This is a genomic window from Streptomyces sp. NBC_01268 (assembly GCF_036240795.1).
GTDB lineage: Bacteria > Actinomycetota > Actinomycetes > Streptomycetales > Streptomycetaceae > Streptomyces.
Genome location: NZ_CP108454.1, coordinates 4,368,245 through 4,378,988, shown reverse-complemented (window position 1 = coordinate 4,378,988; position 10,744 = coordinate 4,368,245). Strand labels below are relative to the sequence as shown.

Here is a 10,744-nt window from a genome sequence, read left to right as displayed (position 1 = left end):
ACAGACCGATGCGAGATCCGCTGTCCGTCCTCACCGAAGCCTTCACCTCCTTCCTCTTCGGCAAGGTCGAGACGACCCGCCTGCCCGTACGCACCTCCACGGGCCAGGCCCAGGCCGTCTACCTGCCGACCGCGGCCCCCGGCCTCGGCGACTCAGGCGTGATCATCGGCCGCGAGGTCTACAGCGGCAAGGGGTACATCTACGACCCCTTCCAGCTGTACGGCCAGCAGCTCCCGGCCCCCCACTGGCTGGTCCTGGGCGAATCCGGAAACGGCAAGTCGGCCCTCGAGAAGACCTACGTCCTGCGCCAGCTCCGCTTCCGCGACCGGCAGGTCGTCGTCCTCGACGCCCAGGGCGAGGACGGCGTCGGCGAATGGAACCTCATCGCCCAGGAGCTGGGGATAACTCCCATCCGCCTGGACCCGATGGTCGCCAACGACGACGGGATCCGCCTCAACCCCCTCGACCCCTCGATCACCACCACGGGCCAGCTCGCCCTCCTGCGCACCATCATCGAGGTGGCGATGGGCCACGGCCTCGACGAGCGCAGCGGCTTCGCGCTCAAGGTGGCCCACGCCTACGTCAACGAGCACATCAGCGACCGCCAGCCGATCCTCACGGACATCGTCGAGCAGCTGCGCCACCCCGAGGCGGAGTCCGCCGAGGCGATGAACGTCGACATAGACGACGTACGGGCCTGGGGCCTGGACGTCGCCCTCGTCCTCGACCGCCTGGTCGACGGCGACCTGCGCGGCATGTTCGACGGCCCCACGACGGTCGGCATCGACCTGGACGCCCCCCTCATCGTCTTCGACCTGTCCCACATCGACCGCAACTCCATCGCCATGCCCATCCTCATGGCGATCGTCGGAGTGTGGCTGGAGCACACCTGGATCCGCCCCGACCGGAAGAAGCGCATCTTCCTCGTCGAGGAGGCCTGGCACATCATCAACAGCCCCTTCGTGGCCCAGCTGTTCCAGCGCCTCCTGAAGTTCGGCCGCCGCCTCGGCCTGTCCTTCGTGGCGGTCGTCCACCACCTCTCCGACGTCGTCGACGGCGCGGCCGCCAAGGAAGCGGCAGCCATCCTCAAGATGGCCTCCACGCGCACCATCTACGCCCAGAAAGCCGACGAGGCCCGCAACACCGGCCGCGTCCTGGGCCTGCCCCGCTGGGCGGTGGAGATCATCCCGACCCTCACCCCCGGCATCGCGGTCTGGGACGTCAACGGCAACGTCCAGGTGGTCAAACACCTCATCACCGAACGAGAACGCCCCCTCGTCTACACCGACCGCGCGATGACCGAGTCGTCCAGCGACCCGGAACTCGAATGGGAGACCGAGCAGCGCGCGATCCTCATCGAGCAGCAGATGAACGACCCGCAGTCGACGGTGGCCTAAGGCATGCAGAAGGAACGACACCAGGCCGGCGGCGGCATCCCCGACGGCCTGGTGGTGGGCCTCCTGGCCCTCCTCCTCGGCCTGGCCGTCCTCATCTGGACGGCCACGGGCCTCTCGGCCCTGTTCACCCACGGCAGCTGGCCCGCGGGCGTCACCTTCGCCCGCACCCCCCAGGCCCTCCGCTCCCTGATGACGGCCCCCACCGACCTCCCCGCCGCCTGGCCGGACACCCCGCCCACGGCCCTCCCGGGCTACGGCCTGTTCTGGGGCCTGGCGATCGGCCAGGCCATGATCCTGGCCGTCCTCACCGTCTTCGCCCTCGGCACCCTGGCCCGCTGGAAGGCGGTCCGCTCGAACCGCAGGGCGGGCGGATACGCGAAGACGCAGACGGCGGGGAGGGGTCCGGGGCCGGAGCGGGGGAGGGAAGCGTCCGGACGTGGCGGCGCCCGGAACGAGCGCAGTGAAGTGGAGGTCGCAGTCCGGACACTTCCCTGCCCCGCCCAGGCCCCGGACCCCGTGGCCGCACGGCCTGACGCGGCCCCGCAGCCGTCCGCGACCCCGCAGCCGGACGCGGTCCCACAACCCCGCACCGACACCCCCCGCCTCGTCTACGCCCCCGCCCCCACCCGCCGCCCCACCGCCGCCCAAGCCGTACGCGACGCGGAGGGCGCCGTCCTCGTCGTCACCTCCGACCCCACCCTCTGGGCGGAGACCAAGGACGCCCGGGGCAAGCTGGGCCCCGTCCTCGTCTACGACCCCGGCCACCTCTGCGACACCCCGGCCCGCCTCCACTGGAACCCGGCCGAGGGCTGCGAGGACCCGGCCGTGGCCCAGGAACGGGCCACCGCCCTGCTCGCCCCCGTACGCCCCCAGTCCCGCCTGGACACGGCCCTCGCCGACACCGCGGAAACGCTCCTGCGCTGCTGGCTGCACGCCGCCGCCATCGACGGCCGCCCGTTCAAGCAGGTGCACCGCTGGGCCCAGGGCGCCGACGCCCACGACCCGGTCCGGATCCTCCGCACCCACCCCAAGGCGACGTCCGGCCAGGCCGGCCTCCTGGAATCGGCCCTCACCGCCCACCCCGAACGCCGCCAGGCCGCGCAGGAACTGACGGCCCGTACCCTCTCGGCCCTCTCCTCGATCCACATCAGAGAGGCCTGCACACCGAATCGAACGGACTCCCTGACGCTCGCATCTTTCGTCGCCGAACAGGGCACCCTCTACGTGGTGGGTGAACCGATCGAGGACCCGCGCACCCACCCGGGCGCGATGCCCTTGCTCACCGCGCTCGTCGCAAGCGTGGTCGAGCACGGCCGCCGCATGGCCGCACGGTCATCCGACGGTCGGCTCGACCCACCAATGAGCCTCGTCCTCGACGACATCGCCGCCGTGGCCCCGCTCCCGGCGCTCCCCGGACTCCTCGCCGACGGAGCCGCGCAGGGCCTCCCGACGCTCGCCCTGATGCGCTCACGGGAACAGGCCCGGGCCCGCTGGCCCGAACCCCTCCCGACCGCCTGACTAGGGACGCGGGAACGCGTACTCCAGCTCGTGCGCGCCGTCGTCCCCCGGCATCGACACCTTCCCGCCCGTCGGGGCGAAACCGAAGCGCCGGTAGAAGGCCGCGGCCCGCGCGTTCTCCTCGTGGACGTACAGCCGTACGCGTTCGACCGTCGGCTCGGGCAGCGTCCAGGACCACTCCACGGCCGCCCGGAACAGCGCGTCGATGACACCGGCCCCCCGCGCCTCGGGCCGCACGTACACGCCCACGATGTGCGTCTGGTCGACGAGCGCGGCCTCGCCGAACCGCACCTCGTCCGAGGGCCGTTCCACGAGCACGGTCACCGTGCCGAGCCAGTGCCCGTCCGGCGCCTCGGCCACGAACTGGCGCACCGAGCCGGCCCCGCTGTCCGAAGCGCCCTCCGCACGCTCCTGCCAGAAGGAGTCCGGCCGCTCGACGGCCGCCTCATAGGTGTCGAGGAAGGCGATGGCGGCCGCCGGGTCCTGGAGGGCGGCGAGCCGGATCTCTCTCGTCCGCTCCCACTCGTCGCCACGGATCTCACGAATCAAAAAGTCCATGCTGGAGATCCTGACGACCCGGAACACCCTCTGACAAGGCCTTTTGTACACGCACCCCACCGCACGTCGTACCCGGGTACGACAGACCCCACCGCCCTCCCACCCACGGTCCGACGCCCCACCACACCCCGCTGCCTACCGTCGAACCCATGATCCGCGCAGAGAACCTCACCAAGCGCTACGGCGCGAGAACAGTGGTCCAGGACCTCTCGTTCACGGTCCGCCCGGGCTCCGTCACCGGCTTCCTCGGCCCCAACGGCGCCGGAAAGTCGACCACGCTCCGCATGCTCCTCGGCCTCGACGCCCCCACCCACGGCCGCGCCACGATCGCGGGCCGCCCCTACGCCGCGCACCCCGCCCCGCTCACCCAGGCCGGTGCCCTGCTCGAAGCCCGCTCCCTGCACCCGGGCCGCTCGGCCCGCCACCACCTCACGGCCCTCGCCCTCACCCACGGCATCCCGCGCTCCCGCGTCACCCGCGTCCTGGCCCTCACCGGCCTCACCGAGGTCGCCGACCGCCGGGTGAAGGGCTTCTCGCTGGGCATGGGCCAGCGCCTCGGCATCGCCGCCGCCCTGCTCGGCGACCCGGCCGCCGTCATCCTCGACGAGCCGGTCAACGGCTTGGACCCGGAGGGCGTGCGCTGGATCCGCACCCTCCTCACGTCCCTGGCCGCCGAGGGCCGTACGGTCCTCGTCTCCTCGCACCTGATGAGCGAGATGGCCCTGACCGCGGACCACCTCATCGTCATCGGCAAGGGCAGGCTCCTCGCCGACACGACCGTCGCCGAACTGGTCCGACAGGCCGGCGGCACCACCGTCAAGGTCGTCACGCCCGAAGCGGACCGCCTGCGCGGCCTGCTCCCCGGCGCGGCCCGCGTCACCGCCGACGCCCCCGACACGCTCCACGTGGCGGGCCTCGACGCCCCCGAGATCGGCCGGGCGGCCGCGACGCACGGCGTACCGCTGTACGAACTCACCCCGCAGACCGCCTCGCTGGAGCAGGCGTTCATGGACCTGACCCAGGACTCCGTCGAGTACGAGGGAGCAGCGGCATGACCCCGGCACCTCCCACCCCCACCGCCCACACCCCCACCACCAACCCCCGCATCACCCACCCCCGCGTACTCCACGCCGAATGGCACAAGCTGTGGACGGTCCGCTCGACCTGGGCGACCCTCCTCACCGCCGTCGCCCTGGTCCTCGGCGTCGGCATCCTGATGGGCGCCACGTACACCTCCGACGGCGGCGACTCCGACGTCGACACCGTGCTCCTCACCCTGTACGGCTCCCAGCTCGGCGCGATCGCCCTCGCCGTCCTGGGCATCCTGCTCACGGCGGGCGAGTACGCGACCGGCCTGGTCCGGGCGACGCTCACCGCGGTCCCGGGCCGCCTGCCCGTGCTGTGGGCGAAGGCGGCGGTCTTCACCGCGACCGTCTTCACGATCTCCCTCGCGACCGCGCTGCTGACCTTCGAGGTGGCCCAGGTCTTCCTCGACGACACCGACCAGGCCGCCTCCCTCACCGACGCCGGCGTCCTCGCCGCCCTCGCGGGCAACGCCGCGGGCGTCACCCTGCTGGGCGTCGTCGCACTCGGCCTGGGCGCCGCGCTCCGCTCGGTGCCGGGCGCGCTGGGCGCGTTCATCGGCGGAGTGATGGTCGTGCCGGAGGTCCTCGGGATGCTCCCGTACGGGTGGGTCGAGACGGCCGTCCGCTACTTCCCCACCCAGGCGGCCGGCGCCCTCGGCACGGCCACCGCGCTGCCCGGCGCGGCGACGCCCGGAGCGGCCCTGCTCGCCCTGCTGCTCTGGGCGGGCGCGGCACTCGCGGTCCCGGCGCTGTCGCTCCGGCGCCGGGACGTATGAGGATGTCCGGATGACCACGGACCTGAGCGGCGCCCTGCAGCGGTCGACGTCCTGGGTAAGGGCCTTCGACGCGGCCCGGCCCCGGGTGTGGGACACGCTCCTGACCCTGTTCTGGACCGGCGCGGCGCTCGTCGACGCGTCGGGCGGCTGGCGGAACACCGCCGCCGACCCGACCCTCCCGGCCGGGCTGGTGGCCGGCCTGACCCTGGTCTCGACGCTCCCGCTGTTCTGGCGCCGCCGACACCCCGCCGCCGTCCTCACCGTGCTGGCATGCGCGGCCCTGGTCGGCCAGGCCTCGGGAGCGTTCCTCCAGGTCGCCTACCTCCAGGCGATCCCCCTGTTCCTGATCGCGCTCACCCGCCCGGCGCGCACCCTGCTCTGGTCGGCCGCCCTCCTCGTCCCCCCACTGGTCGTGGGCGCGCTCCGCTTCGCCGGAGGCGGCTCCTGGGACCAGCACGTCGTCCCCACCCTCCTGGCATACGCGCTCGTCGCCCTGCTCGGCCTCACGGTCCGCTCCCGCAGGGACGCGCGCGACCGGGAGGTCCGTCTCGCGGCGGCGACCGAACGGGCCCGGATCGCGCGGGAGATGCACGACATCATCGGCCACAGCCTGACGGTGATCACGGGCCTGGCGGACGGCGGCCGGTACGCGGCGGCGAAGCGCCCGGACCGGGCCGCGCAGGCCCTCGACGCCATCGGCACGACGAGCCGCGAGGCCCTGGCCGACCTCCGCCGCCTCCTGGGCGTCCTGCGCGAGGACGGGACGCCCGAGCCGGTACGGGACCCCCAGCCGACACTGGCCGACCTGGAGCCCCTGATCGCGGGCGTACGCGAAGCGGGCCTCCCGGTCGTCGCCGACCTGCCCCCGGCGCCCCGCTCGCTCTCACCCGGCGCCCAGCTGACGGTCTATCGCGTGGTGCAGGAGGCCCTGACGAACACGCTCAAGCACGCGGGCGAGGGGGCGGAGGCGACGGTGGAGCTGACGTACGCCCCGGACGCCCTGGTGGCGACGGTGACGGACACAGGAACAGAAAAAGGAAGAGTCCCAACCCCAACCCCAACCCCAAGCCCAAGCCCAAGCCCAAGCCCGAACCCGAACACCGGCACGACCGGCCGAGGCCTCACCGGAATGCGCGAGCGCGCGGCCCTCTACGACGGCACACTCGAATGCGGCCCGCCACCGACCGGCGGCGGCTGGCGTGTTCGGCTCCGCATCCCCCGGGAGGGCTCCCCGTCGTGACGACCGTTCTCATCGCGGACGACCAGGCGATGCAACGCTTCGGCTTCCGCATGCTCCTGGAGAGCCAGGACGACATGACCGTGGTCGGCGAGGCCACGAACGGCACCGAGGCCGTCCGCCTCGCCGACCGGCACCGCCCGGACGTGGTCCTGATGGACGTCCGCATGCCCGGCCTCGACGGCATCGAGGCGACCCGCCGCATCGTCGCGACCGGCGCCCGTACCCGCGTCCTGATCGTCACCACCTTCGACCAGGACGCGTACGCGTACGACGGCCTGCGCGCGGGGGCGAGCGGCTTCCTGGTGAAGGACGCGCAGCCCGAGGAACTCCTCGCGGGTGTACGCGCGGTGGCGAGCGGCGACGCGGTGGTGGCGCCGTCCCTGACCCGCCGGCTCCTGGACGCGTACCTCCACCACCTGCCCCCGTCGGCCGCGACACCTCCGCAGCCCGGGCAGGACCCGCGCCTGGCACCGCTGACCACCCGGGAGCGCGAGATCCTCACGGTCGTCGGCCAGGGCTGGACGAACACGGAGATCGCCACCCGTCTGCACCTCTCCGAGTCCACGGTGAAGACCCACGTGACGCGGATCCTGTCGAAGACGAACTCCCGGGACCGCGTCCAGGCGGTCATCCTGGCCTACGACACGGGCCTGGTGAAGCCGGCCTGACAGACCACCACCACGACCGACCGCGTCACCCGACGGCGTCGCCCGACCGCACAGAAACCGACCGTAAACGCAGAAAAGCCCCGCACCATGAATGGTGCGGGGCTTTCCCACAATGATTGTTCGGCGGCGTCCTACTCTCCCACAGGGTCCCCCCTGCAGTACCATCGGCGCTGAAAGGCTTAGCTTCCGGGTTCGGAATGTAACCGGGCGTTTCCCTAACGCTATGACCACCGAAACACTATGAAGTTGAACTCAAGCCGCACCCCTCAGGGGGCGAGTTCGTTACTTCAGAACTAACACAGTGGACGCGAGCAACTGAGGACAAGCCCTCGGCCTATTAGTACCGGTCAGCTCCACCCATTACTGGGCTTCCACATCCGGCCTATCAACCCAGTCGTCTACTGGGAGCCTTACCCTCTCAAGGAGGTGGGAATACTCATCTCGAAGCAGGCTTCCCGCTTAGATGCTTTCAGCGGTTATCCCTCCCGAACGTAGCCAACCAGCCATGCCCTTGGCAGGACAACTGGCACACCAGAGGTTCGTCCGTCCCGGTCCTCTCGTACTAGGGACAGCCCTTCTCAATATTCCTACGCGCACAGCGGATAGGGACCGAACTGTCTCACGACGTTCTAAACCCAGCTCGCGTACCGCTTTAATGGGCGAACAGCCCAACCCTTGGGACCGACTCCAGCCCCAGGATGCGACGAGCCGACATCGAGGTGCCAAACCATCCCGTCGATATGGACTCTTGGGGAAGATCAGCCTGTTATCCCCGGGGTACCTTTTATCCGTTGAGCGACGGCGCTTCCACAAGCCACCGCCGGATCACTAGTCCCGACTTTCGTCCCTGCTCGACCCGTCGGTCTCACAGTCAAGCTCCCTTGTGCACTTACACTCAACACCTGATTGCCAACCAGGCTGAGGGAACCTTTGGGCGCCTCCGTTACCCTTTGGGAGGCAACCGCCCCAGTTAAACTACCCATCAGACACTGTCCCTGATCCGGATCACGGACCGAGGTTAGACATCCAGCACGACCAGAGTGGTATTTCAACGGCGACTCCACCATGACTGGCGTCACGGCTTCAAAGTCTCCCACCTATCCTACACAAGCCGAACCGAACACCAATATCAAACTGTAGTAAAGGTCCCGGGGTCTTTCCGTCCTGCTGCGCGAAACGAGCATCTTTACTCGTAGTGCAATTTCACCGGGCCTATGGTTGAGACAGTCGAGAAGTCGTTACGCCATTCGTGCAGGTCGGAACTTACCCGACAAGGAATTTCGCTACCTTAGGATGGTTATAGTTACCACCGCCGTTTACTGGCGCTTAAGTTCTCAGCTTCGCCCTGTCGAAACAGAGCTAACCGGTCCCCTTAACGTTCCAGCACCGGGCAGGCGTCAGTCCGTATACATCGCCTTACGGCTTCGCACGGACCTGTGTTTTTAGTAAACAGTCGCTTCTCGCTGGTCTCTGCGGCCACCCCCAGCTCACGGAGTAAATCCGATCACCAGACGTGGCCCCCTTCTCCCGAAGTTACGGGGGCATTTTGCCGAGTTCCTTAACCATAGTTCACCCGAACGCCTCGGTATTCTCTACCTGACCACCTGAGTCGGTTTAGGGTACGGGCCGCCATGAAACTCGCTAGAGGCTTTTCTCGACAGCATAGGATCATCCACTTCACCACAATCGGCTCGGCATCAGGTCTCAGCCTTAATGTGTGACGGATTTGCCTACCACACGGCCTACACCCTTACCCCGGGACTACCACCGCCCGGGCTGGACTACCTTCCTGCGTCACCCCATCGCTTACCTACTACCACCTTGGGTCAGCGGCTCCACCACTCCCCTTTGCCCGAAGGCTCCAGGGCGGCTTCACGGCCTTAGCATTAATGGGCTCGATATTGGGCGTTTCAAAGCGGGTACCGGAATATCAACCGGTTGTCCATCGACTACGCCTGTCGGCCTCGCCTTAGGTCCCGACTTACCCTGGGCAGATCAGCTTGACCCAGGAACCCTTAGTCAATCGGCGCACACGTTTCTCACGTGTGTATCGCTACTCATGCCTGCATTCTCACTCGTGAACCGTCCACAACTCGCTTCCGCGGCTGCTTCACCCGGCACACGACGCTCCCCTACCCATCACAGCACCCGTTGGGGCTTATTGCTGCAATGACACGACTTCGGCGGTACGCTTGAGCCCCGCTACATTGTCGGCGCGGAATCACTTGACCAGTGAGCTATTACGCACTCTTTCAAGGGTGGCTGCTTCTAAGCCAACCTCCTGGTTGTCTCTGCGACTCCACATCCTTTCCCACTTAGCGTACGCTTAGGGGCCTTAGTCGATGCTCTGGGCTGTTTCCCTCTCGACCATGGAGCTTATCCCCCACAGTCTCACTGCCGTGCTCTCACTTACCGGCATTCGGAGTTTGGCTAAGGTCAGTAACCCGGTAGGGCCCATCGCCTATCCAGTGCTCTACCTCCGGCAAGAAACACACGACGCTGCACCTAAATGCATTTCGGGGAGAACCAGCTATCACGGAGTTTGATTGGCCTTTCACCCCTAACCACAGGTCATCCCCCAGGTTTTCAACCCTGGTGGGTTCGGTCCTCCACGAAGTCTTACCTCCGCTTCAACCTGCCCATGGCTAGATCACTCCGCTTCGGGTCTTGAGCGTGCTACTGAATCGCCCTATTCGGACTCGCTTTCGCTACGGCTTCCCCACACGGGTTAACCTCGCAACACACCGCAAACTCGCAGGCTCATTCTTCAAAAGGCACGCAGTCACGAGACATAGCAAGCTATGTCCGACGCTCCCACGGCTTGTAGGCACACGGTTTCAGGTACTATTTCACTCCGCTCCCGCGGTACTTTTCACCATTCCCTCACGGTACTATCCGCTATCGGTCACCAGGGAATATTTAGGCTTAGCGGGTGGTCCCGCCAGATTCACACGGGATTTCTCGGGCCCCGTGCTACTTGGGTGTCTCTTAAACGAGCCGCATGAATTTCAGCTACGGGGGTCTTACCCTCTACGCCGGACCTTTCGCATGTCCTTCGCCTATCCATACGGTTTCTGACTCGTCTCACAGCCGGCAGACTGTGAAAAAGAGATCCCACAACCCCGCATGCGCAACCCCTGCCGGGTCTCACACGCATACGGTTTGGCCTCATCCGGTTTCGCTCGCCACTACTCCCGGAATCACGGTTGTTTTCTCTTCCTGAGGGTACTGAGATGTTTCACTTCCCCTCGTTCCCTCCACATGCCCTATGTGTTCAGGCATGGGTGACAGCCCATGACGACTGCCGGGTTTCCCCATTCGGAAACCCCCGGATCAAAGCCTGGTTGACGGCTCCCCGGGGACTATCGTGGCCTCCCACGTCCTTCATCGGTTCCTGGTGCCAAGGCATCCACCGTGCGCCCTTAAAAACTTGGCCACAGATGCTCGCGTCCACTGTGTAGTTCTCAAGCAACGACCAGTCACCCATCACCCTGATCCAAAG

Annotated in this window: 7 protein-coding genes and 2 rRNA genes; 6 read left to right on the top strand and 3 right to left on the bottom strand. The window is 67.7% G+C overall.

Annotated features, from left to right (window positions below; translation table 11 throughout):
- Positions 1-8: 8 nt before the first annotated feature.
- Both OG309_RS19525 and OG309_RS19520 read left to right on the top strand, forming a co-directional pair.
- On the top strand, positions 9-1,397 hold the full coding sequence (locus tag OG309_RS19525) for an ATP-binding protein (RefSeq protein WP_329422552.1): 1,389 nt from the start codon (positions 9-11) through the stop codon (positions 1,395-1,397).
- A 3-nt stretch (positions 1,398-1,400) separates the two neighbouring features.
- A complete protein-coding gene (locus OG309_RS19520; protein ID WP_329422551.1) occupies positions 1,401-2,915 on the top strand; it encodes a type VI secretion protein in 1,515 nt (504 codons plus the stop codon).
- On the opposite strand, the gene OG309_RS19515 is transcribed toward OG309_RS19520, so the two are convergent.
- Positions 2,916-3,473 (bottom strand): GNAT family N-acetyltransferase, encoded by a 558-nt coding sequence (locus tag OG309_RS19515; RefSeq protein WP_329422549.1) that lies wholly within the window; start codon positions 3,471-3,473, stop codon positions 2,916-2,918. It lies immediately after the preceding gene.
- Between the two features lie 149 nt (positions 3,474-3,622).
- Here OG309_RS19515 and OG309_RS19510 point away from each other — a divergent pair, with 149 nt between their 5' ends.
- Genes OG309_RS19510 through OG309_RS19495 form a run of 4 tightly spaced genes read left to right on the top strand, consistent with a single transcriptional unit; the run spans position 3,623 to position 7,242 of the window.
- Positions 3,623-4,528: an ATP-binding cassette domain-containing protein gene (locus OG309_RS19510; protein ID WP_329422547.1), complete on the top strand. Its 906-nt coding sequence runs from the start codon at positions 3,623-3,625 to the stop codon at positions 4,526-4,528.
- Positions 4,525-5,334 (top strand): ABC transporter permease, encoded by an 810-nt coding sequence (locus tag OG309_RS19505; RefSeq protein WP_329422546.1) that lies wholly within the window; start codon positions 4,525-4,527, stop codon positions 5,332-5,334. The genes OG309_RS19510 and OG309_RS19505 overlap by 4 nt, the downstream gene beginning before the upstream one ends.
- Positions 5,335-5,344: 10 nt before the next feature.
- Positions 5,345-6,574: a sensor histidine kinase gene (locus tag OG309_RS19500; RefSeq protein WP_329422545.1), complete on the top strand. Its 1,230-nt coding sequence runs from the start codon at positions 5,345-5,347 to the stop codon at positions 6,572-6,574.
- A complete protein-coding gene (locus OG309_RS19495; RefSeq protein ID WP_329422543.1) occupies positions 6,571-7,242 on the top strand; it encodes a response regulator transcription factor in 672 nt (223 codons plus the stop codon). The genes OG309_RS19500 and OG309_RS19495 overlap by 4 nt, the downstream gene beginning before the upstream one ends.
- 118 nt (positions 7,243-7,360) lie before the next feature.
- On the opposite strand, the gene rrf is transcribed toward OG309_RS19495, so the two are convergent.
- Positions 7,361-7,477 (bottom strand): 5S ribosomal RNA (rrf, locus tag OG309_RS19490).
- A gap of 82 nt (positions 7,478-7,559) precedes the next feature.
- Positions 7,560-10,678 (bottom strand): 23S ribosomal RNA (locus OG309_RS19485).
- Between the last annotated feature and the right edge of the window lie 66 nt (positions 10,679-10,744).

What these genes read in the sequence shown, in the direction of transcription:
- OG309_RS19510 (WP_329422547.1), top strand. Translation starts at nt 3,623, where the DNA reads ATGATCCGCGCAGAGAACCTCACCAAGCGCTACGGCGCGAGAACAGTG.
- OG309_RS19505 (WP_329422546.1), top strand. Translation starts at nt 4,525, where the DNA reads ATGACCCCGGCACCTCCCACCCCCACCGCCCACACCCCCACCACCAAC.
- OG309_RS19525 (WP_329422552.1), top strand. Translation starts at nt 9, where the DNA reads ATGCGAGATCCGCTGTCCGTCCTCACCGAAGCCTTCACCTCCTTCCTC.
- OG309_RS19500 (WP_329422545.1), top strand. Translation starts at nt 5,345, where the DNA reads ATGACCACGGACCTGAGCGGCGCCCTGCAGCGGTCGACGTCCTGGGTA.
- OG309_RS19520 (WP_329422551.1), top strand. Translation starts at nt 1,401, where the DNA reads ATGCAGAAGGAACGACACCAGGCCGGCGGCGGCATCCCCGACGGCCTG.
- OG309_RS19515 (WP_329422549.1), bottom strand. Translation starts at nt 3,473, where the DNA reads ATGGACTTTTTGATTCGTGAGATCCGTGGCGACGAGTGGGAGCGGACG.